This window comes from Pedobacter sp. KBW01 (assembly GCF_003852395.1).
In the GTDB taxonomy this organism is placed as follows: Bacteria; Bacteroidota; Bacteroidia; order Sphingobacteriales; family Sphingobacteriaceae; genus Pedobacter.
In genome coordinates, this window is sequence record NZ_QAJQ01000020.1 from 92,786 (window position 1) to 116,865 (window position 24,080).

The 24,080-nt window shown below is 42.5% G+C and carries 15 protein-coding genes; 12 read left to right on the forward strand and 3 right to left on the reverse strand.

Translation table 11 applies throughout. The features are described from left to right. Nucleotides 1-6 precede the first annotated feature (6 nt). The 9 genes from DBR40_RS19390 to DBR40_RS19430 all read left to right on the forward strand — a co-directional run bounded on the left by DBR40_RS19390 (nt 7) and on the right by DBR40_RS19430 (nt 14,974). Entirely contained in the window at nt 7-2,748 is a 2,742-nt protein-coding gene (locus DBR40_RS19390; RefSeq protein ID WP_124561402.1) for an alpha-L-rhamnosidase, read from the forward strand. A gap of 254 nt (nt 2,749-3,002) precedes the next feature. Then, nucleotides 3,003-3,668: a DUF3826 domain-containing protein gene (locus DBR40_RS19395; protein WP_124561403.1), complete on the forward strand. Its 666-nt coding sequence runs from the start codon at nt 3,003-3,005 to the stop codon at nt 3,666-3,668. Nucleotides 3,669-3,795: 127 nt separating this feature from the next. Further along, the gene (locus DBR40_RS19400; protein ID WP_124561404.1) at nt 3,796-4,926 is read left to right on the forward strand and encodes a sialidase family protein; all 1,131 of its coding nucleotides are present in this window, start codon (nt 3,796-3,798) and stop codon (nt 4,924-4,926) included. Beyond that, nucleotides 4,923-6,419, forward strand: coding sequence for a DUF4974 domain-containing protein (locus DBR40_RS19405; RefSeq protein WP_233603941.1), 1,497 nt, complete (start codon nt 4,923-4,925; stop codon nt 6,417-6,419). The genes DBR40_RS19400 and DBR40_RS19405 overlap by 4 nt, the downstream gene beginning before the upstream one ends. 3 nt (nt 6,420-6,422) lie before the next feature. After that, the gene (locus DBR40_RS19410) at nt 6,423-7,316 is read left to right on the forward strand and encodes a sugar phosphate isomerase/epimerase family protein (RefSeq protein ID WP_124561405.1); all 894 of its coding nucleotides are present in this window, start codon (nt 6,423-6,425) and stop codon (nt 7,314-7,316) included. A 10-nt stretch (nt 7,317-7,326) separates the two neighbouring features. Further along, a complete protein-coding gene (locus tag DBR40_RS19415; RefSeq protein ID WP_124561406.1) occupies nt 7,327-9,837 on the forward strand; it encodes a right-handed parallel beta-helix repeat-containing protein in 2,511 nt (836 codons plus the stop codon). Nucleotides 9,838-9,891: 54 nt separating this feature from the next. After that, nucleotides 9,892-10,977 carry a Gfo/Idh/MocA family protein gene (locus tag DBR40_RS19420; protein ID WP_124561407.1) on the forward strand — a complete coding sequence of 362 codons (1,086 nt, stop codon included), beginning with the start codon at nt 9,892-9,894 and terminating at the stop codon, nt 10,975-10,977. A 172-nt stretch (nt 10,978-11,149) separates the two neighbouring features. After that, nucleotides 11,150-12,739, forward strand: coding sequence for a sodium:solute symporter family transporter (locus tag DBR40_RS19425; protein ID WP_124561408.1), 1,590 nt, complete (start codon nt 11,150-11,152; stop codon nt 12,737-12,739). Between the two features lie 69 nt (nt 12,740-12,808). Next, complete coding sequence (locus DBR40_RS19430) at nt 12,809-14,974, forward strand: alpha-L-rhamnosidase C-terminal domain-containing protein (RefSeq protein WP_124561409.1); 2,166 nt, start codon at nt 12,809-12,811, stop codon at nt 14,972-14,974. Nucleotides 14,975-15,035: 61 nt separating this feature from the next. Here DBR40_RS19430 and DBR40_RS19435 read toward each other — a convergent pair whose 3' ends face one another. Continuing rightward, nucleotides 15,036-15,767 carry a GntR family transcriptional regulator gene (locus DBR40_RS19435; RefSeq protein ID WP_124561410.1) on the reverse strand — a complete coding sequence of 244 codons (732 nt, stop codon included), beginning with the start codon at nt 15,765-15,767 and terminating at the stop codon, nt 15,036-15,038. A gap of 230 nt (nt 15,768-15,997) precedes the next feature. Here DBR40_RS19435 and DBR40_RS19440 point away from each other — a divergent pair, with 230 nt between their 5' ends. The 3 genes from DBR40_RS19440 to DBR40_RS19450 all read left to right on the forward strand — a co-directional run bounded on the left by DBR40_RS19440 (nt 15,998) and on the right by DBR40_RS19450 (nt 21,658). Then, on the forward strand, nt 15,998-17,824 hold the full coding sequence (locus DBR40_RS19440) for a class I mannose-6-phosphate isomerase (protein WP_124561411.1): 1,827 nt from the start codon (nt 15,998-16,000) through the stop codon (nt 17,822-17,824). Nucleotides 17,825-17,897: 73 nt separating this feature from the next. After that, nucleotides 17,898-19,301, forward strand: a complete 1,404-nt coding sequence (locus tag DBR40_RS19445; protein ID WP_124561412.1) for a sugar porter family MFS transporter — start codon at nt 17,898-17,900, stop codon at nt 19,299-19,301. Between the two features lie 14 nt (nt 19,302-19,315). Further along, nucleotides 19,316-21,658 (forward strand): GH92 family glycosyl hydrolase, encoded by a 2,343-nt coding sequence (locus DBR40_RS19450; protein ID WP_124561413.1) that lies wholly within the window; start codon nt 19,316-19,318, stop codon nt 21,656-21,658. Nucleotides 21,659-21,823: 165 nt separating this feature from the next. Here the strand turns inward: DBR40_RS19450 and DBR40_RS19455 are convergent, their stop codons facing one another. Both DBR40_RS19455 and DBR40_RS19460 read right to left on the reverse strand, forming a co-directional pair. After that, on the reverse strand, nt 21,824-23,116 hold the full coding sequence (locus tag DBR40_RS19455) for a GH36-type glycosyl hydrolase domain-containing protein (protein WP_124561414.1): 1,293 nt from the start codon (nt 23,114-23,116) through the stop codon (nt 21,824-21,826). A gap of 158 nt (nt 23,117-23,274) precedes the next feature. Beyond that, on the reverse strand, nt 23,275-24,048 hold the full coding sequence (locus DBR40_RS19460) for an IclR family transcriptional regulator (protein WP_124561415.1): 774 nt from the start codon (nt 24,046-24,048) through the stop codon (nt 23,275-23,277). Between the last annotated feature and the right edge of the window lie 32 nt (nt 24,049-24,080).

Genomic DNA, 24,080 nt, shown 5'->3' on the forward strand with positions numbered 1-24,080 from the left:
AAAAAAATGAACATTAAAACCTACATATCGATAATCATACTGCTGCTGTTGCTGCCATTCCAGAAAGTGGTGGCCCAGGTGAGTCTGCAAAACCTGAAATGCGAGATGTTGGTTAATCCATTAGGTATTGATGTAACACAACCCCGGTTGAGCTGGGAAATCATTTCTTCAAAACGTAATGTTATACAAAAAGCTTATCAGGTTCTGGTGGCTTCAACCGCCGAAAAACTGGCACAAAATGAAGGCGATCTCTGGAATTCGGGAAAGGTAAATAACGAAGAGTCGATCCACGTTAAATACAATGGACAAGCACTGACCAGCAGAATGCGCTGTTACTGGAAGGTAAAAACCTGGACTACTGCCGGCGAAAGCGAATGGTCAGCACCCAATTCGTGGACGATGGGCTTACTCAACTACAAAGACTGGCCGAAAGGCTGGATTGGTTTCGACAGGGCTTTTCCCTGGGATAATACCAAAACCGATTCCCGCTTATCCGTACGTTATTTCAGGAAGGAATTTCAAAACACTAAAAAAGTAAAATATGCCACGGCCTCCATTATTGGTCTGGGCTTGTACCAGCTTTACCTGAATGGCAAAAAAGTAGGCGAGGAGGTACTCACACCTTCACCAACCGATTACAATAAAAACGTAAAGTACAATACTTACGATGTTACCTCGTATTTGCAGGAAGGAAAAAATGCGGTAGGTGCTGTTTTAGGCAATGGTCGTTTCTTCGCCATGCGGCAAAACGAAAAACCCTACAAAATTAAAACCTTTGGTTTTCCTAAAATGCTGCTGAACATCCGTATCGTTTACAGTGATGGCAGTACGGCCAATATCGATACTGATGACAGCTGGAAAGGCACTGCCGATGGACCTATCAGGGCCAATAACGAATACGACGGCGAAGAATACGACGCAACAAAAGAAGCGATTGGCTGGAATAAGGCAGGTTTTGACGACAGCAAATGGCTGAAAGCAGAGTTTGTTCAGGAACCTTTGGGAACCATCGAGGCCCAGATGAACGAAAATATGCGGGTGATGAATACGCTCAACCCCCTTTCAGTTAAGACAATCCCGGGTGGCAGATACCTGCTGGATATGGGACAGAACATGGTTGGCTGGCTACAGATTAAAGTAAAGGGGCAGAAAGGCAAACAGGTTAAATTGCGCTTTGCCGAATCACTACAGGAAAATGGCGAGCTGTTTACCGCAAACCTGCGCAATGCCAAATGCACTGATTTATATACTTTTAAAGGAAACGAAGCAGAATCTTGGGAACCCACTTTTGCTTACCGGGGTTTTAGGTATGTAGAAATATCTGGACTGAATTATACCCCCAGCCTGAATGATTTTACCGGAAAAATGATCTACGACAAAATGAACACCGTAGGTACTTTCGAAACTTCAAATGCGCTAACCAATCAGATTTTTAAAAATGCCTGGTGGGGAATTGCCGGTAACTATAAGGGCATCCCGATCGACTGCCCGCAACGCAACGAACGCATGCCCTGGTTAGGCGACAGAGGTGCTGTAGCACACGGCGAAAATTTCCTGTTCGATAATGGAAAATTTTACGCCAAGTGGCTGCAGGATATCAGAAATGCACAAAAAGAAGATGGTGCCATCCCCGATGTTGCACCTGCTTTTTGGCGCTATTACAGCGATAACATGAGCTGGCCAGGTTCTATTGTACTTATTACCGAAATGCTCTACAAACAAACCGGCGATGTAAATGCGGTAACCGATAATTATCCTGCCATCAAAAAGTGGCTTCGCTACATGCAGGAGCGGTACATGAAGGATTACATCCTCACCAAAGACAGTTATGGCGATTGGTGCATGCCACCTGTAACCATTGAAACGGGCAGAGGTAAAAGCGCAGATAAAAAATATCCTTCCGAATTGATTTCGACGGCTTATTACTACCACTTTACACAACTGATGATGCAGTTTAGCCAGATAAGCGGAAATGATAATGATTACAAAGAATTTAAAGCATTAGGCGATAAAATTAAAGCAGCCTTTAATCAGAAATTCTACAATGAAAAAGGCTTTTATGCCAGCAACAACTTAACAGATAACATTATTCCGCTGTATTTCGGAATGGTACCTGAAGCGAATATTAATCAGGTTTTCAAAAACATCGTGTACACGGTTGAAGTAACCAATAAAGGGCATTTAAGTAATGGTTTGGTTGGGGTACAGTGGCTAATGCGCTGCTTAAACGATTACGGCCGGTCAGATTTGGCCTACACCATTGCCACGCAAAAAACTTACCCGGGTTGGGGTTACATGATCGATAACGGTGCAACCACCATCTGGGAGCTCTGGAACGGAAATACTGCTGATCCGAAAATGAATTCGCAAAACCATGTAATGATGCTGGGCGATTTGCTAATCTGGTATTACGAAAATCTGGCGGGTATTAAGGCCGAAAGTCCGGCGTTTAAAAAAATTACCATGAAACCCGAAATGATTAACGGTTTGGACCAGGTAACTGCGGGTTATCATTCCGCTTATGGCCTGATTAAAAGCAGTTATAGCAAAACAGATAATAAGTTTAACTGGAAAATTAGCATTCCGGCCAATACAACAGCTACGCTTTACATTCCTGCTAAAAACAAAAATGCAGTTACAGAAAGCTTAGGTTCAATAAGAGATTTAAAATTTATAAAATTAGAAAAAGACAGGGCCATTTATGAAGTAGGGTCGGGAGATTATGAGTTTGTGGTGGAGCAGAAATAACTCCTGTACCGTCATGCTGAACTTGTTTCAGCATCTCACCATAGAGCTCGTCATTTCGAGCGGAGTACAACGTAGTCGAGAAATCTGCTCATATAGATTTCTCCGTTGCGCCGCTGGTGAAAAACAGCTGGCTCCAGTCGAAATGACGATTCTTCTATTGGACACTGTCAACCTCATAGCAGAGTTTAAAACAGCCAAGATGACGCGCATTTGCACACTAAACAAAATTTTTAAAACCAATATAAAATAATATTATGAGAAAGATTTTAAGATTCTTTATGCTGATCAGCCTACTGATGATTTCAGTAAATATATTCAGTCAAACAAAAGAAATTGTTGCACCTGAGGAAATTACCAGCAAAGCCAAAGAATGGGTTTCAGCTTTAAATTTAACCGATGCAAGCAAAAAAACAGCGGTTGAGCACATCATCGCAGTGCATTTAACAACCATCAGAGACTGGCATAACGACCATCCTTCATCCACAGTTCCCGATGGGATAAATCCGGTAACCGGTACCAAATTAAGCGACTTAGACAAACAGATTATCGCCGATTCGGCCATGCCTGCTGCTGTGCACAAAGCCCTGATGGACGGCTTAAACCAAAACCTAACAGCCGATCAGGTAGAATTGATCCTCGATAAATATACCATCGGAAAGGTGGCTTTTACCATGAAAGGCTACAAAGCCATAGTGCCCGATTTAACTGCCGATGAAGAAGCTAAAATACTGGCTTACTTAAAACAGGCGAGGGAGCAGGCTGTTGATTATAAAAACATGAAGCAGATTTCGGCCATTTTTGAGATCTACAAAACCAAATCGGAGCAATTGCTCAATAACAACGGCCGTAGCTGGAGAGCGCTTTACAGTGCTTACACCAAAAAAATTAAAGAAGAAAAAGCAGCAAAAGCAAAACAGTAGCATTTAGTTTAGTCTCATCGTCATTCCCGCAAACGCGGGAATCTTAAAGCAAAAGAAATGCATAGCGAATCCATTAAGATTCCCAGTCGAGCTGAGAATGACGACCGTTCATAATTAATTAAAGAATATGATATTCAAAAGAACTTTAACCATAGCCGCAGTAGCATTCGCTTTAACCGCCAATGCTCAGGTAGAAAAATGGCAAACCGGTATAGTTAAGCAGGAGTTTTTATACGAAAAGGCACCGTTTCCGTCTTGTCACTCGGCTACTATTGCCGAAACGCCAACAGGCCTGGTGGCTTCATTTTTTGGAGGTACCAAAGAAAGAAATCCAGATGTGGAGATTTACATCAGCCGCTTTGTTGATGGAAAATGGCTGGCACCGGTTTCGGTAGCGAATGGTATTATGGCCGATGGTAAACGATTACCTACCTGGAACCCGGTATTGTATCAGGTACCCGGCGGCGATTTATTGTTATTCTACAAAATCGGACCTAAGCCTTCAGAATGGTGGGGTATGATGCGAACCTCAAAAGATGGTGGTAAAACCTGGTCGGAAGCTACGAAATTGCCTGCGGGGAACATCGGTCCGGTTAAAAATAAGCCCGTACTGCTAAGCAACGGAAACCTGTTCGCGTCATCGAGCCGGGAGGGTGATGGCTGGAAAGTACATTTCGAGGTAACTAAAGATAATGGCAAAACCTGGCGTACCGTAGGCCCATTACAAGAAAATGGGCTTAAAGCCATTCAACCCAGCATTCTGCAATACGGAAAGGGTAAACTGCAAATTTTAGCACGTACCGCCAACCGGGCAGTTGCCGAGTCATGGTCGGCTGATAATGGCGAAACCTGGACACCGCTTACCAAAACTACATTGCCCAACAACAACTCGGGTACCGATGCCGTTACGCTGAAAGATGGCCGCCAGGTATTGGTTTACAACCATGTGCTGCCTCCGGGCGATTTAGCGAAAGGAGCACGCACACCGTTAAATGTTTCTGTTTCTAAAGATGGTAAAACCTGGTACGCAGCACTGATTTTAGAAGATTCGCCCATTAGCCAGTATTCTTATCCGGCTGTAATCCAAACGGCTGATGGCATGCTACATTTCATTTATACCTGGAGAAGGGAAAAGATCAAACATGTAGTAGTAGACCCCTCAAAGCTAAAATTGAAGAAAATTGAAAATGGCATTTGGCCAAAACTGAACGGATATGCCGCACCGGTAATTACAGAAACCAAAAACGAGGAGCCATGAGAAATCTAAACCGATACGTCATTGCGAGGAACGAAGCAATCTTAATGCGTCTGAAGTTGTCTTTGGCTCCATGCTATCACCCTTTGAAGGGGAGGGTGACAAAACTACTTGCCATTGTAATAGTTTGGGTTCTTTCTATCGAAGCCGTTTCTGCCCAAACTCAAAATTCAGATAACGCCTACAAAAAACCTTTAATAGAGGTACTTAAAGCCATTGAAACCCGCTATAACGTAAAGATTAAATATGCTGAACCACAGGTAAAAGATAAGTGGGTAAATTATGCCACATGGCGTTTTCGGGCAAATGTTGACGAAACCTTAGCCAACGTGCTTACGCCGCTGGACATGAAAGTTAACAAAGAGAAACCAGGGGTTTACAAACTTAAAGAATACGAATATTACCGTTGGGAGGTACAAGATGGTTGGGCTTATTTGGATAGCTTGGCTTCAAAATATACAGATAAAGCGAGCTGGGAAAAACGGAAAGCCTTAATAAAACCTCAGCTTTTTGAAGCCTTGCAACTATCGCCTTTACCAGCTAAACCAGATGCGAAGCCCATTATAACCGCTAAAAGAATTTTCGACGGCTATTCGGTAGAAAACATAGCGCTGGAGATTTTACCCGGCGTTTGGATTAACGGATCACTTTATAAACCATTAAATATCAAAGGCAAAACACCACTTATCTTAAGTCCTGATGGACATTGGGAAAAACAGCGCTACCGTGCTGATTGTCAGATTCGTTGTGCCATGCTGGCCAGAATGGGCGCAATGGCTTTCAGTTACGACCTTTTTGCCTGGGGCGAATCGATGTTGCAGTTTAAGTATGAAGATCACCGAAAAAGCCTGGCGCAAACCGTGCAAACATTGGGTGGAATCCGTATTTTGGATTATTTCACCAAATTAAAGGAAACCGATACCAACAGGGTAGCCATTAGTGGTGGTTCGGGAGCTGGCAGTCACTCGATTTTAATGACTGCCATGGATAACCGTATTAAGCTCAGCGCACCGGTGGTGGCCATGTCATCATACTTTTATGGTGGTTGCCCTTGCGAAAGCGGTATGCCCATTCACCAATGCGCTGGCGGAACCGATAATGTAGAACTGGCTGCAATGGCTGCACCAAGACCACAATTACTCGTATCGGATGGCAGCGACTGGACTGCGCATACGCCTGAACACGATTTTCCATACCTGCAAAAAATGTATGGCTATTATGGCGTAAAAGATAAAGTTGAAAATGTGCATTTACCCGACGAAAAGCATGATTTCGGACCAAATAAGCGCATTGCCCTTTACGACTTTCTGATTAAATATTTCAAGCTTAACGGTAATGCGGTAAAAGACAAATCCGGAAAATACGACGAAAGCAAAGTAACCATCGAAAAAGAAAATGCCTTGTATGTTTTTGGCGATAAGGGAGAAAAATTACCCAAAAACGCTGTTATGGGTTTTGAGAACCTGCAAAAAATGTTTCCACAAAGCCTGAATTAAATTATGGAACACCAGAACAGAAGAACTTTTATTCACCATCTCGCATTAATTAGCGGTGGCTTAATGCTGCCCAATATTTTGCAGGCGGCTCCCCTAAAAAGCAGATACAAAGTAGCTGTAATTGATTTGATGATACTCAAACGTCAGAAATTAAGCGCATTAGACCTGGCCAGTGAAATTGGAGCCGATGGATTGGAAATCGATATGGGCGGGCTGGGCGACCGGGAAACCTTCGACAATAAACTGGCAGATCCGGGCATCCGCCAGCAATACATAGAAAAAGCAAAAGCGCTTAACCTCGAATTTTGTGCATTGGCCATGACCGGTTTTTATGCACAGTCTTTTGCCAAACGTCCTACCTACCAAAAAATGGTGCAGGATTGTTTAGATACCGCTAAAGCCATGCAAATTAAGATAGTCTTTTTACCATTGGGCATACAGGGCGATCTGGTTAAAAATCCTGAATTGAGGGTACCCATTGTTGAACGTTTAAAAATAGCAGGTAAAATGGCTCGAAAGGCAGGTGTAGTGATTGGTATCGAAACCGCACTGGATGCCAAAGGCGAATTACAGTTGCTGAAGGAAATCAACTGTAAAAACATCAGAAGCTATTTCAATTTTTCTAATGCGATCAAAAATGGCCGCGATTTACACGAGGAGCTAAGAATATTGGGACGCAAAAACATCATACAAATTCATGCCACCAACGAAGATGGGGTTTGGCTCGAAAACGACCCCAAAATTGACCTCAAAAAGGTAAAACAAACTTTAGATGAAATGGGCTGGATCGGTTGGCTCGTCATTGAACGCAGTCGTGATGCCAAACAGCCTACTAATGTGAAATACAACTTTACCGCCAACACCAAATACCTGAAGTCCATTTTCCAAGCCGGATAACCATTTTGTTATGAGAATTTACCTAACCATTTTGTTGATTTTAAATTTAATGTGCTCGCAATTAAATGCGGCTGATATTTATGTCTCTAAAATCGGTTCAGATCGCAATAGTGGTACAAAGGAAAAACCATTAGCGTCCTTACATTTTGCCATCCGGAAGGCGAGGGAGTTGCGGCGCTTAAACGATAATTCGATTAAAGGCGGGATTAATATCATCATTGAAAATGGTTATTACACTTTAGACGAAACCATTGTCCTTCGACCGGAAGATTCAGGCACAAAAGATAATCCGACACAGATTATGGCTACTCCCGGCGCAAGCGTTATTTTTAGTGGCGGTATAAAAATTAAGGGCTGGAAGAAATTAACCACATCCCTTGCAGGTTTACCTAAAAAGGCCACAGGTAAAGTTTGGGTGGCTGATGCCCCTATGTTTGCTGATAATACTTTGCAGTTCAGGCAGCTCTGGGTAAATGGCAATAAGGCTGTTCGGGCTAAAGATGCCAATGGCGATGTCATGAACAGGATTTTATCCTGGGATGCACAATCTCAAACCTGCAAAATCCCCTTAAACAAAAACATCAACCTGAGTAAGGCAAAAGGTATCGAAATGGTGATACATCAATGGTGGGCCATTGCCAATTTGCGGGTAAAATCGGTAAAAAATCAAAACAATGCTGCTGAGCTTTCCTTTTTACAGCCAGAAAGCCGCATACAATCTGAGCATCCCTGGCCAGCGCCATGGATTTCTGACAAAACCGGAAACTCTGCTTACTATCTTACCAATGCCATTCAGTTTTTAGATGAACCAGGCGAATGGTTCGAAGACCTACAGCAGCATAAAGTATATTACTGGCCCACATCCGCGCAAAATATGCTTCAGGCAGATGTGGTTGCGCCGGCTTTAGAAAGCCTGGTAAAGGCGGCCGGAACAGTTGATCATCCGGTGTCGTACATTTCGTTTAAGGACATATCTTTTCAGCATGCATCATGGTTATTGCCATCCAAGCAAGGCCACGTACCGCATCAGGCAGGCATGTACATGCTCGATGCCTATAAGTTAGACCAACCGGGAACTGCCGATAAACCGACATTAGAGAATCAGGCCTGGGTTGGCCGGCCAGCTTCGGCTATCGAAATCAGCTACGCCAATCACATCGATTTTGAAGGTTGCAGATTCGAACACCATGCTTCAACCGGTATAGATTACCAAAAAGGAACGACTAACAACCAGATTAAAGGCAACTTGTTTAAAGATATTGGCGGATCGGGTATACTCATTGGTACTTTTTCGGATGAAGCTACTGAGGTACATTTGCCTTACCAACCTTCAGATGAGCGCGAAATTTCGGCTAACAACCTGATCGAAAACAATCTGATTACCGATGTAACCAACGAAGACTGGGGTGCGGTTGGTATTGGTGCGGGTTACGTGCGTGCGCTGAAAATCATCCATAACGAAATCAGCGATGTTTCTTACTCCGGAATTAGCATGGGTTGGGGCTGGACAAAAACCAAAAACGCAATGAAGGATAACACCATCAGCGGCAATAAAATCCATCATTACGGCAAACACATGTACGATGTGGCCGGCATTTACACTTTATCAGCCCAGCCGAACTCTTTTATTACCGAAAATGTGATCGATAGCATTTACACAGCCAGGTATGCACACCTTCCCGACCACTGGTTTTACCTGTACACAGATGAGGGATCTTCGTTCCTTACCATTAAAGATAACTGGACACCAAGCGAAAAATACCTGCAAAATGCCAACGGACCCGATAATTCATGGGAGAATAACGGGCCGGAGGTTCCCCAAAAAATCAAGCAAAATGCAGGACTAACACCTCCATACCAGTACCTGCTTAAAGATAAATCACCTATTTCTGCCACCCGAAAAATAAATAACGCAATAGATAAGCCCGTTGTTTTTGAGCTGATTTTTAAAGCTGGAGCCGTACCCAACGATAAAACCCTGACAGCATTTGCCCGCGAAAATAACCTTTTAAGATCATCCATTTACAGCTGGGAAAACCGTTTGGTGGTTTACACTTCAAACTTAAAAACAGAAAGTTTACAGCAAACTTTAAAAAGGCTCAATGCCACTGAGATTAAGTTGTACGAGAATATGTTTTACGATTTCGACCGGAAACAGCAATGTGGAACAGCACCGGTAAAAGAATGGGACAATATTATTCTATCGGCCAATCTGATTAATGACGAAAAGCTGCAAAAAGAATACCTCGATTACCACAAAACACAATTCGAGAAATGGCCCGAAATATCAAAAGGTTTTTGCAATGCCGATTTTCAACGCCTGGTTATCTTTAAAAAAGACCGTCAGCTGATGTTGATTATCAGCATACCCAAAGGTGCAGATTTAAATAAACTGAACCCTAAAACAACCGAAAACAACCCTAAAGTTGATGAATGGAATGCATTAATGAAAAAATACCAGGAAGGAATAGCAGGCACCAAACCCGGCGAGGTTTGGGTTTTCTTTAAACCTATAGACTGATCCGTCCCCCTTTGGAGGGGGCAGGGGGAGGAAATAAATAATACTTATTAAAATATGTTAAGATTAGGAATATTAGGATTAGGCGAGGGTAGAAGCACCATTTCTGCCTCACTGGCAAGCACCAAATTTAAACTGATTCAAATTTGTGATGCCAATAAAAAACTGTGCGAAGAACGCGCACTGGAGTTCGATTTTCAGAACTGGACCACCAATTACGACGACATGCTGAAAAGCGACAAAATTGATATGATTGCGATTTACACCCCCGATCATTTGCATTTTGAGCACATTAAGCTGGCTTTGGAGCACGATAAACATGTGGTTTGCACCAAGCCTTTTATCGACGACCTTTCGCAGGCAAACGAACTCTTGGCACTCAGTAAAAAAACGAAAAAGAAAATTTTTGTAGGCCAGAGCTCACGTTTTTTCGAACCAGCCATGCGGCAGCGAAAAGATTTTGACAAAGGTTTAATCGGCGAGTTAATCACCATCGAAAGTCATTACCATGCCGATCACCGCTGGTTTTTAGAAAAAGGCTGGTCCTTAAAACAATCGTTTAAATGGTTGTATGGTGGTTTAAGTCACCCTGTAGATTTTATTCGCTGGTACATGCCCGATATTGAAGAGGTAATGGGTTATGGTATGCTGAGCAGCAATGGCCAAAAAGCAGGCTTAAAAAACCAGGACACCATGCACTTCATTTTCAAGGCCAAAGACGGCAGAATTGCGCGTGTTAGTGGTGCCTATACCGGACCAACCCAGCCGGCAAGCCGCGATAGCGGCATGAGCTGTATCTTACGTGGAACAGAAGGCGCAAGTCAGGCCGATTACCACGAACTGCGTTATTCGGTTACTACCAAAACCGGTGAAGAGAAAATCATTACCTGGGGCGATGCCACTTTAAAGCATTATTTCCGTTTCGAAGGGCAAAGTCACCATGCCGGCGAGTACCAGAATTACCTGGATTATTTTGCCGATAGCATTAACAACAAGTTTACTGCTTATCCCGATTTAAAAGAGGGAATAGGTACCATAGCCCTTTTACAGGCCATGGATAGATCGCTGGAAACAGGATTACCCGTAAAAATTGATGAAATATTAACCAGTTATAACATTACGAGAGAATCGATAGGACTATAGAAATTCGTCATTGCGAGGAGGAACGACGAAGCAATCTTACTACTTAGGCTATGTAAGATAACCGCATTAAGATTGCTTCGTTCCTCGCAATGACGACAAATTAAAGGGCATGTATCGCGGGCGGATAAAGAAGTAATTCCGTGGCAAACAAATAAAAAAACAAACTAACCAAATGCACAACATTGTAGAACGTTTAACCAGTTTAGATTACATCATCGTAATGGCCTACCTCATCATCCTCATGGTGATTGGGTACCACGCCAGTTTTTCGAAGAAAAAAAGCGAAGATGAAACCTTATTTTTAGCCAATAAATCGTTAGGCTGGGCAAGTATAGGTTTCAACATGTGGGGTACAAATGTAGGTCCATCCATGTTGCTGGCCTTTGCCAGTATAGGCTACACCACAGGTATTGTGGCCGTCAATTTTGACTGGTATGCCTTCATCTTCTTATTTCTGCTTGCTATCGTTTTCGCACCAAAATACCTGGCTGCGCGGGTAAGCACCATGCCCGAGTTTATGGGGAACCGTTACGGCGATTCGACCCAAAATATACTGGCCTGGTATGCCCTGGTTAAGATTTTAATCTCCTGGCTATCATTAGGCCTGTTTGCAGGCGGTTTTTTGGTACGGCAGATTTTAGGCATCCCCATGTGGCAATCGGTTACTGTTTTGGTTGCTTTTGCCGGACTGTTTACCTTTTTTGGAGGCTTAAAAGCCATTGCCAAGGTTAACGTTTTCCAGATGATTTTACTCATTGCTGTATCTCTTTCACTTACCCTTTTAGGCCTGCACAAGGTTGGAGGCATCTCGGCTTTGTACAGTAAAACTCCCGGCCATTTCTGGAATCTGATACAACCTGCAAGCGATCCAAAATATCCCTGGTATGCCATACTTTTAGGTTATCCGGTAGCTGCCGTAGCTTTTTTCTGTACCGATCAATCCATGGTGCAGTCGGTTCTGGGCGCTAAAAACCTTAAGCAAGGACAATTAGGTGTAAGCTTTATCGGCTGGTTAAAAATCCTTTCACTGCCTTTATTCATCGTAACTGGCATATTGTGTTATGTACTTTTTCCTAACCTGAAAGATCCTAACGAAGCCTACATGACCATGGTAACCAATCTTTTCCCTCCGGGCATGAATGGTTTAGTGATTGTGGTACTGATTGCGGTTTTGGTTGGTACCATCGGCTCTTCATTAAACTCTTTGAGTACCGTTTTCACCATGGATGTGTATGTAAAGAAAATTAACCCTCAGGCCACTAATAAGCAGATTATCAATATAGGCCGCTTAACGGTGGTTGCAGGCTGTATTTTCGCTGTAATCGTAGTGCTGGCCATCGATAACATCAAGGGATTAAACCTCTTCGATGTATTCCAATCCGTACTGGGTTTCATAGCACCTCCACTTTCGGTGGTTTTTCTGTTGACTGTATTCTGGAAACGCACTACCCGTAAGGCTGTAAATTTTACGCTATCAATCGGTTCAATACTGAGTCTGAGCACCGGAATTGTTTATTTATGGGTTTTACCACCCAGCGAATACACTTTCTGGCCGCATTACCTGATGTTGTCTTTCCTGATTTTTGCAGGCTTATTGGTTATCGCCATATTGATTTCACTTTTAGATAGAACACCCAGCGTTTATACGGCTAACGAAGCACACGAAGCCAATATCGAAAAACCCGACCGAATGGTTTGGATTTCGTGGATTGCCCTGGCCGTTGTAATGCTTGCACTATATATTTTCTTTAACGGGCACTAGAAATCTAACTAGCATAGATCTCTCCATTTCGCTGCGCTTCAGTCGAGATGACGAACCAAAATAAAAAATATGAAAAACCTAAAAAAAATACTCTTCATTACCTTGCTCCAGGCAATGGTAATGCCGGCTTTTGCGCAAAAAGCATCGTGGATCTGGTATCCAGGCGATTTTGATATTTACATGAGCAATGTGATGCAGAACCGGCGAACAGAACGTGGTTCGTTTTTTCCTGTATTCTGGAAAATGGATAGCCATTATGTGCTGGTCGATTTCCATAAAGAATTTACACTTAGCCAACCCGAGGAGGTTAAACTCTTTGTAGAAGGCACTTATAACGTTAAAATAGACGGACAGGCCATTACCGGTTTCCCTAAATCCATCCAGATTCCTGCCGGGAAGCATAAACTTAGCCTGAAAGTATATAGTCAGGCTACAGTACCCGCCATTTTTGTGCAGGGTAAAACTGTTGTATCAGATGAAAGCTGGCTAGCCACTTTCGAAGATAAAGAATGGATTGATGCGAGCGGGAAAACTTCCGATAAATCGGGTACTACCTTTGTTTCGGCGGGTTCATGGGGCTTAACCGACCCTAAAAGCTTACCATCTGCGTTTAAATTACCTGTTGTTGCACAAGCTTCCGTAAAAACGGATAAAGCCGGAGCCGGTTATGTAGCCGATTTTGGCAAAGAAACCTTTGGCTTTATAAAAATACACGGTTTAAAAGGTAAAGGCAAACTCAGTATCTATTATGGCGAATCGAAAGAAGAAGCTTTATCAACCGATAAATGCGAAACGCTCGATTACCTGGATATTGATCTGGCCAGTAAAAAAGATTCGGTAATGCCGCTCTCCAAAGCCTTCCGCTATGTTAACTTTCAGCCCGGTAGCGGTGTTTCTGCAGATTCTATTTCTATGCTTTATGAGTATGCGCCGGTTAGCGAAAGAGGAAGTTTTAAATCCTCAGATGCGGAGCTGAACAAGATTTACGATGTTGCCAAATATACCTTCCACCTCAATACCCGCGAGTTTTTTATCGACGGGATTAAACGCGACAGATGGGTGTGGAGCGGCGATGCCTACCAGAGTTACCTGATGAACTATTACTCGTTTTTTGATGCACCAACGGTAAAAAGAACCCTTTTGGCCCAACGTGGCAAAGATCCGGTTACAGCACATATCAATACCATTATGGATTACTCTTTCTATTGGTTTTTGGGCATTTACGATTACTATAAATTTACTGGCGACAAAAAATTTGTGCAGGACATTTATCCCAGGATGCAATCCTTAATGACCTACATCGATGGGCGGAAAAACAAAAATGGCTTATTGGAATGGATGCCGGGCGACTGGATTTTCATTGATTGGGCCGATAAGTTGAGTAAAGATGGCGAAGTAAGTTTCGAACAACTGCTTTATGCCCGTAGCTTAGAAACCATGGCAATATGCGCGAAACTCGCCAACGATACCGAAAGTGCAGCCAGATATGAAGAACAGGCCAAAGTACTGAAAGCCAAAATATTTGATTTGTACTGGAACCAGAACAAACACGCTTTGGTACACAGCAGGGTGGCAGGTAAACCGACAGAAAATGTGACCCGTTACGCCAATATGTTCGGCATCTTTTTCGATTATTATACGCCTGAACAAAAGCTGGCGGTAAAAGAACATGTTTTGCTGAACGACAGCATCAATAAAATTACCACGCCATACATGCGTTTTTACGAGCTGGAAGCACTTTGTGCAATGGGCGAACAATCATACGTATTAAAAGAGATGAAAAACTATTGGGGTGGCATGCTTAAACTGGGTGCTACTTCTTTCTGGGAAGAATACGATCCCAACAAGAAAGGAACCGAGCATTTGGCCATGTATGGCCGGCCTTTCGGAAAAAGCCTTTGTCATGCCTGGGGTGCAAGCCCGATTTATTTACTGGGCAAATATTATCTAGGCGTTAGTCCTGATTCACCAGGTTACAAAACCTACACCATCGAGCCCAACTTAGGCGGTTTGGCTTGGATGGAAGGCAAAGTACCTACTGCAAATGGCGATATCGCGGTTTACATGAACAAAAAGGAAATCAGGGTAAATGCTGCTGTTGGTACCGGAAAGTTAAGGGTTAAAAGCAAGTCTAAACCTGTGGCAAGTGGAGCAGAAATTAAATCAATAGGAAATAACTTGTACGAAATCACAATAGAAAAGGGTAGAAACTATAGCGTTCGCTACAATTACTAGTGTGCATTTAAAATTACCGGGAACCATCAATTGATGTTGATCGTTCCCGGTTAATATCAGCTTAACTATCCCGTCTGCTTTCTACAGTGTACACAAAACTATCGGCATGGTAATAGCCTAAATTATATTCAATTGGCCGTTCTCCCTGATCAAAAACATAACGTTTTCTAAAAAGCAGGGGACTCCCAACCTCAACATCCAGTTTAGAGGCCATAAATTTATCAGCAGCTTTGGCGCTAATTTCCTCTTTCGATAAATTCGCAATTATCGAATGGTCTCTTTCCAGGATTTCATACAAAGGGCGTTTAAAATCTTCATCACCCGTTAGGCCAATCCTGGGGTGAAAGTAAGAGATGAAATAAACAAAAGGGCCTTCCTCTTTTCCCCTTAAACGCTCCAGTTTAAGAACCTTTTTATCCGTACCAATATCAAAGAAATGGGCCAGTTTCTCATCTGCATATACCCAGCTGATGTGAAGTTCGAAATTTTTAATCGGAATGCCTCTTGCCTGCATTTCTTGCGAAAAACTTAACCAGTTACTCGCTTTCGAACTAACCGAAACCTCAGCAACCTTAGTACCTATACCTTTTTTACGGATCAGCAAGCCTTCATAAACCAATTTGTTTAAGGCCTGGCGCAGCGTTGTTCTCGATATGGCCAGCTGCTTAGCCATATCCACTTCATTAGGCAGAAATTTAGTGGCATATTCAGGATCTTTAATCAGATTCCGCAATAATTCTTCTGCCTGAATGTGCAAAGGCACAGGGCTTTTATGATCGATTGAAAATTTCATTTTTTATGCAGCAATGCTTTAAGTACTACAATTATGCTTATGCTGTTGAAACAAAGATAGAAAAAGCATGTACAAACAACAACACATGTATGCATCCTTATTTCCATTTAAAGTAACTGATGGTAGTTAAAAGGTTATTATTCAATCTGGATAAAAGAAATTGAATAAAACATTAGGATAAATGTACATACATACATACATTTGTTCTTTAATAAGATAGTAGCCCGTTTATGGAAGTAAAAAATAATCCTCAGGAAACACGCACCACTGAACAATGGAGACAAAGTGGAGAAAAGATTTTACCAGAAAATATCAATCATTTCAATCAGCCTGCAGATGGTTATAACCTGTACCCGGTACATGCTTTGGGTGAGGGAAAAATATTTGATGGTTATGCTGCATTGGCCTCGTGGATTATTGAAAAAAGAACAGTAATTATAGATGGTTATGTTGGTGTTTTCTGGCGCGAAACAGAACTGGCTTTACAACAAATCTTTACCAATAAGAATCTAAAAGTTAACTGGCTGCGTACAACAAGCCAAATGAAAAGTGCAGATGTGGTACAAGAATCGGTAAATCCTTTTCTGGGCGAAGCTAAAAGTGTTTGGGGTAAAAAAACTACGCTTAAGCTTGCCGATTTTTTCGAACCCGGATTCACCCAAAGCCAACCCGATACTGCTTGTGAAATAAATATTGTAATTGGAATGGGTGCCTCATTAGTGAATTGGGATGCACCTATCATTTACCTCGATATCCCTAAAAATGAAATCCAGTACCGCATGCGTGCGGGCTCGGTAACTAACCTGGGAGCTACTACTACTGCGAGTGCTTTCGAAATGTATAAGCGCTTTTATTTTGTAGATTGGGAAGTGCTGAATAAACACAAAGCGGAAATTTTAAACCGCATTAGTATCGTTGCAGATGCCCAGCACAAATCATCGGTAAAGTGGATCGCGGCAAATGAACTGAAGAAAGGCTTAAAACACATCAGCCAGTCGGTATTTCGGGTTAGGCCATGGTTCGAAGCAGGCGCATGGGGCGGTCACTGGTTGCAGGAAAACATTAAAGGTTTAAATAAAGATGAAGTAAATTATGCCTGGTCTTTCGAAATGATTGTTCCCGAAAACGGCATAGTATTCGAAAGTAACGGGAACCTGTTAGAGGTTGCTTTTGATTTTCTGATGTTTAGCGAAAATCAGGCTGTATTGGGCAAACATGCTTCGGTTTTTGGCACCGAATTTCCGATCAGGTTTGATTTTCTCGATACGATGAGTGGTGGAAATCTTTCCATCCAATGTCACCCTTCATTGAAATACATCCGCGAAGAATTTGGCGAAAACATTACGCAGGATGAAACTTATTATATTCTTGAATGTAAGGAGGATGCGAAAGTTTACCTGGGTTTTCAGGAAGATATCAATCCAATCGAATTTAATCAGGCTTTAGTTAAAAGTCAGCAGCTAAGACAAGAAATAAACATTGAAGATTTTGTGCAGGTACACGATGCGCAGAAACATGATCTTTTTTTAATTCCAAACCGTACGGTGCACAGTGCCGGTGCCAACAACATGGTACTCGAAATCAGTGCAACACCGTATATTTTTACCTTTAAAATGTACGATTGGGTTCGTTTAGGTCTGGATGGTCAGCCCCGGCCAATTAACATTGAACATGCTTTTAAAAACCTTGACTTTAACAGAAAAGGGAAGGTGGTAACCAACGAGCTGATTTCGAAACCATCGGTAATTGAAAAAGGAGAGGATTGGGAGTTGATCCATCTGCCAACACACCGCGAACATTTTTATGATATTCACCGCATGGAGTTTGACACTGAAATCACGGTAAAAACCAATAATGCCTGCCATATTTTGATGCTGGTGGAAGGTACAACCATCAAATTAAAAAATACAGATGGCCAGCTTAGTGAATTCCATTATGCCGAAACTTTTGTTGTTCCGGCTGCAGCCGAAAGTTATACGCTGATTAATACGGGGAGTGGAAAGGCTAAAGTAATTAAAGCATTTGTAAAAGATGATCTGACTGCTGTAACTTTATAAAACAGCGGTCAGATTTGATGTGGATTTGTAATCCATTGTCAAACGAATTAAATTTTTAACCAAAATAGAAATTATGAGTGAGCAAAAAAGAAGCCGTGTTTTTTTAATAACGCTGGTAGCATCGCTGGGCGGCTTTTTATTCGGCTTCGATATGGCCGTTATATCAGGAGTTTTACCGCTGGTACAAAAGCAGTTTGCATTAAGTGCCTCTCAGGAAGGATGGTTTGTATCTTCGGCCTTGTTGGGCTGCATCATCGGGGTAGCCCTTTCGGGCGAACTGAGCGACAGGTTTGGAAGGAAAAAACCGCTGATTTTAACCGCTATCCTTTTTGTTGCATCGGCCCTGGGTTGTGCATTACTTCCCAATCTGCCGGGCGTTATCGCATTCCGACTGTTAGGCGGTATTGGCATCGGCATTGCCTCCAATGTAGTGCCATTATACATTTCTGAAATCGCACCTGCACACATTAGAGGCCGTTTAGTTACCTACTATCAGTTTGCAGTTACACTGGGTATCCTGGTGGCTTACCTCAGTAATGCGGCTTTATTAAGCGGTGCTTCGACGGCTCTCACTGATACTTCTGCCTGGAGCAAGCTTTTCAATCAGGAAGCTTGGCGGGGTATGTTGGGTATGGGTGTGCTGCCTGCTGTTTTATTTTTATTTGGATTATTGCTCATTCCGGAGAGTCCACGCTGGCTGATACAAAAAGGCCATATCGCCGCAGGCACCTTAATTATCAGTAAAATTAACCGACAAGCGCCTTCAGAAATTGATCCCAATCAGTTTGCAACTGAAAACAACGGCACTAAAAATTCATATAAAGAATTATTTGCACCAACAATGCGTAAAGCCTTGTTAATCGGCATCTTATTGCCCTTATTTTCGCAGTTTAGCGGCATTAATGCCATTATATATTACGGACCAAGAATACTCGGTAATGCGGGCATTTCGTTAAGTAATTCGCTTATCAGCCAGGTTATTTTTGGTCTGGCCAACGTACTTTTTACCCTGTTCGCCATCTGGAAAGTGGATAGCTGGGGCAGAAGGCCACTTTATTTATACGGAACTGCCGGAGCTGCGATTTCACTGATCTTAACCGGTATATGCTTTTATTTTAACGCAACTTCAAGCATTTGGCTTTTGGTATGCGTTTTGGCTTTCCTTGCCTTTTTTGCCTGCTCAATTGGCCCCTTAAAATTCGTGGTTGCGGCTGAGATATTTCCCGGAGCCATCCGCGGAAGGGCATTGGCCATCAGCATTATGGTTATGTGGGTAGCCGATACCATCGTAGGGCAAATTACACCAATCTTGCTAAACGAACTGGGTAGCGCGGGTACTTTCTGGTTTTTTGCCTTCTTCTGTATCGTAGCCTTTATTGCAGTTTATAAATTGCTTCCAGAAACCAAAGGTAAATCGCTTGAAGAGATAGAAAATGACTGGAAAGAGGAAGCCGATAAGCCTGTTTTTTTTCACTAAAAAGAACTCCACCTATGAATTTAAAGCACAAACTTGCTGTTTTACTGCTGCTTAATTTATTTTACAAACCGATTAAAGCACAGTCAGACCACGATTTGCTGGCTTATGCCGATCCACGCATTGGTACAGCGCACAGCCGCTGGTTTTATTTTACACCCGGGGCAGTTCCCTTTGGGATGGCTAAAGCCGCACCATCAACCAACGGCTCTTATGGCAATAAAAGTGGCTGGGAAGCTGTAGGATACGACCAAAGGCATACTTCTATCGAAGGTTTTGCCAATTTTCACGAATTTCAGATTGGCGGGGTTGTTTTTGCACCATCCACCGGAAAACTGCAAACCCTGGCAGGAGCTTTGGAACATCCCGAAACCGGTTACCGTTCTGCTTTCGATCATAAAGACGAAACTGCCACACCCGGCTATTATTCGGTGTTGTTGAAAGATTATGGCATTAAAGCCGAATTAACGGCTACTAAAAGGGTGGCTTTTCATCGCTATACTTTTCCAAAATCAACCGAAGCACACATCCTTTTCGATATCGGCCACCAGCAGGGAGAGAGCGGAGAGGTAAGTGATGCAAGGGTTTACCTCACCAGTGATGGCAGAATTGAAGGTTATGTAATTACGAGGCCGGTATATGTACAAAAATATCAGCCCGGTGCCGACGTAAAAATGTACTTCTCTGCTGTAGCCAGTAAAAAGCCTTTAAAATTTGGCACATTTAACGGTGGCGAAATTACCACAGGAAACAAAAGTACCAGTGGCAAAGGAGCTGGCTTATATCTTACTTTTGCTACAAAAGAGCAGGAAAGCATTACCTTAAAAGCCGGGCTTTCGTATACATCAATCGCAAACGCTAGGCTAAACCTGGCTAAAGAAGCTTCAAACCTTTCTTTTGATCAGGCTAAGGCACAGGCCTTAAATACATGGGCCAGCTACCTGGGAAGAATCAGGGTAACTTCGGCAAATAAAGCAGATCTGACGAAGTTTTATACCGGATTATACCATGCCTTATCGGGACGTGGTTTGGCCAGCGATGTAAATGGGGCTTATCCTAAAAATGATGGAGGGATTGGTCAGATTCCGCTGGATAAGAACCATGTTCCGCTACATAACCATTACAATACCGATGCAATTTGGGGCGCTTTCTGGAATTTAACCCAGCTGTGGGCTGTAGCTTATCCTGAGTATTATTCAGATTGGGTTAAAAGTCAGTTGCTGGTGTATAAAGATTCGGGCTGGCTATCTGACGGGATTGCCAATAGCCGCTATGTATCAGGCGTGGGTACCAACTTCGTGAGCTTAGCGATGGCAGCAGCATACAACTCAGGAATCCGCGATTTTGATATCAAAACTGCTTATCAGGCTGCGCTCAAAAATGAATTAACGTTTCAAAACCGGCCATTTGGTGCAGGAAAGCCCGATTTAGATCGGTTTTTGAAATATGGTTACGTTAATCATTTGGATAGCGGTAGTGGTGCCAGCGAACGCTGGCAGTTTTCGGCCTCGCATACCTTAGAGTATGCATTCAGCTGCTACGCAGTTGGCCAATGGGCAAAACTTTTAAATAAAACAGCCGATTACCAGAAGTTAACTACACTTTCCAATGCCTGGAAAACCATTTTAGATCCTGCAACCAAATTCATCAGACCAAAAGATGAGCATGGCCATTTTATATCCAACTTCAATCCTAAACAGGCCTGGAGAGGTTTTCAGGAAGGAAATGCATGGCAATATACTTTTTACGTTCCCCAAAACCCGGATGCTTTGATTGCAGCCATTGGTAAAGCTGATTTTAACAGCAGACTGGATAGCATTTTCACCGTATCTGAAAAAAATAAATTTGGAGGTGGCACAACATTAGATGCTTTTTCGGGACTTGAAGGGCTTTACAACCACGGTAATCAACCCAACCTGCACACTTCATGGCTCTTTAATTTTTCAGGCAAACCATCGCTTACGCAAAAATGGGTAAGAAAAATTATGGATGAATTTTATGGCACCGAAGGTATTCACGGTTACGGATACGGGCAAGATGAAGACCAGGGGCAGCTTGGTGCCTGGTATGTAATGGCTTCGATGGGTATTTTTGATGTAAAGGGCTTTACCGATGCCTCGCCAGAAACAGGCCTCTCCGCGCCAGTTTTCAATACGATCAGAATCAAAGGCAATAAGAAATATTTCAGCGGTAAAGATTTCGAAATTATAACCCTTAATAATAATAGCGAAAACCGGTATGTACAGTCTTTTACACTGAATGGCAATGCTTTAAAAGCTCCATTTATGAAACTTAAAGATATCCAAAATGGCGGGAAGTTAGTAGTAAAGCTGGGTAAAGAACCAAAAGATACGTATTGATCTTTTACTCCGGGATCGTCATTTCGAGGGAGAATTCATTAGCATCAATTTAATTTCAATTAGTAATCGTTTTAAGATTCCCGCCTGCGCGGGAATGACGATCCCTCAAAAAAAGGGATAGCAAACACCTGGTTTACTATCCCTTTTTCAGCTTTTACTTAGAAACTACTTCTTTTTCTCCAGTGCTGTTATTGCGGTCCACAATACGCCGGCTTCGCCCCTAAAACTTGATGAACCTTTTGGTTTATTGTCGGGTGTATACCATTCGTAAAATCCATTATTGCTGATTACACGGGCCAGCATCGGGTCTAGTGCTTCCTTGGCTTCTGCCAATAAATTATACCTGATTAGCTGGGTAACCATTCTGCCTCCAAACCAGGTCCAATCGCCACCATTTTGGTAAGAATATGGCCCCATTACTTTATTTTGAAAGGTACCGGCCGGGTAAACAGGGTAGAGTGTAAGGCCGATGGTTGCAGCATTGGCGTCTTTTACGTTTTTCTGCATTTTTTCATAAGCTTCCTTTACCTGTTTTTTGCTTAGCAAACCCGCTTCAATGGCAACCGCTGTACCACCGTGATAGTAAACTTTCGATTCATCGAACGAAGCCGGAAAAGGGGAGCCATTTAAATAAAGATGCGGGATATATTTCTGGGCTTTATCATCCCATAAATACTTGTTGATATTCTGGCGAACGCTTTTGTAAATGCCTTTCCATTTGGTAATCTCTGCAGGATTTAAATCGCCAACCGCAATAAAATCGTTTATCGCAATTAAAAACATGGCATTATCGTAAATATCAATCGCCCTATGGGTATTCTCGTCAATTACCACGCCCCAGCCTTGCTCGGGTTGTACATCGCCCCAATCGGCAGTAGTGGCACCCCAAATCAAGCCATATTTCTCGTTAAACCTTTCTTTCAACAGAAAATCCATAGCCCTTTCCATTTGCTTTTTAACCGGTAAGCCGGCTACCTGCTCATTTAAAATGGATTTATCGCCTGTAATATTGATATACTTTGCAATAGCCTGAATCAAGGAGGTTTCCTGATCGGTTTCTACCGTATTTTTATGTCCAAGATATCCCGGTACAAGGTCTGATTTATAAAAAGTACCTTCCGAGCCAGCCTGTTTTGACGGGATATAGCCATCCAGAATAGATCCATCAGCCTGCTGAAACTGGAAAAATGTAATCAGGTGTTTCCTAATCTGCGATTTATCGTTAACCTTACAGCTCAATTCGATAAAGGTATTCAAATCCCTGATCCATACTTCACCATAACCATCGCCTGCGGTAAAACCTTTTTTAATCAATGCTTCGGCCATGGTTTTAACCTGATTCATTACAGCCGGTGTTACATTTTTTTGTGCTTTTGGCGCAATAGCTTCGGTTTGAGCCAACGATGTACCGGGTACGGCTAATGCAACCAGCATGGCTAATGCTATATTTTTATTCATAGGGTTGTAGTTTATATTGTTTATGCTGCTCCATACTGAAGCCGCTATTTGTTAGTTAATCTATATGTACAAACATATATACATTTAATTAAATATCAAACATTTTAACAATATAATTATGCCTGAGTTTGCATTGGATTTAAACCCAACGCAAACGCCTAAACCCCAATTCTTTGTTCTATTTTTTTAACGCATTTATTGGCTTCGGCCAAAATCACATCGCTTTCGATAGCCTGATCGGCATTTAGAGCATTCAGCATCGAAATGGTTAAACAGGCAATAATCCCTTTATTATTGGCAATACCAATGGGCACAGAAATATCAGTTACGCCCGAAACAGCATCACTGTTTTTGAAATAAGAGCCTGTTTGTTGAATATCAGCTAAAGAACTTAAGAAATCTTCCTGCTGTGGTTTGGCATATTTTTTAAAAATGGTATTGTTTTTCAGCACGGTATTCCTTTCTGCTTCCGGCATATAAGCGAGTAACACTTTACCCGATGCAGTTAATGGCAAAGGAAACAAATTCCCTTCTTCGATGGAAAGCGCAATTGGCCCCGGGCTTTTGGCGTGGATAATTACCATTACCTGGTTCATGTACAGAATACTCAGGTGACACGATTGCCGTATCGAATTGGCCAGTTCTTCTAAAGGAAACTGTGCGGCTTTCCTTAGCTCATCAATAGGTGAGTGGCGGTGCGACAGGTAAAAAAGTTTAAGCGATAACCGGTATTTCCCCGAAACCTCATCGCGCAGAATATAACCGCGGCTTTCCAAACTCATTAACATCCGGTAAATCTCATTGGGTGTTTTTTCTATACCAATGGCTATTTCGGTTTGTGATAGTGGGATGGATTGAGACGACAGGTACTCTAAAATATCAAGTCCTTTATCTAAAGCTGGTGCCTGATACTTCGATTCATTTTCTTTCATACAGGTTTAATTTGGTTGTATCGTGTTTTTTA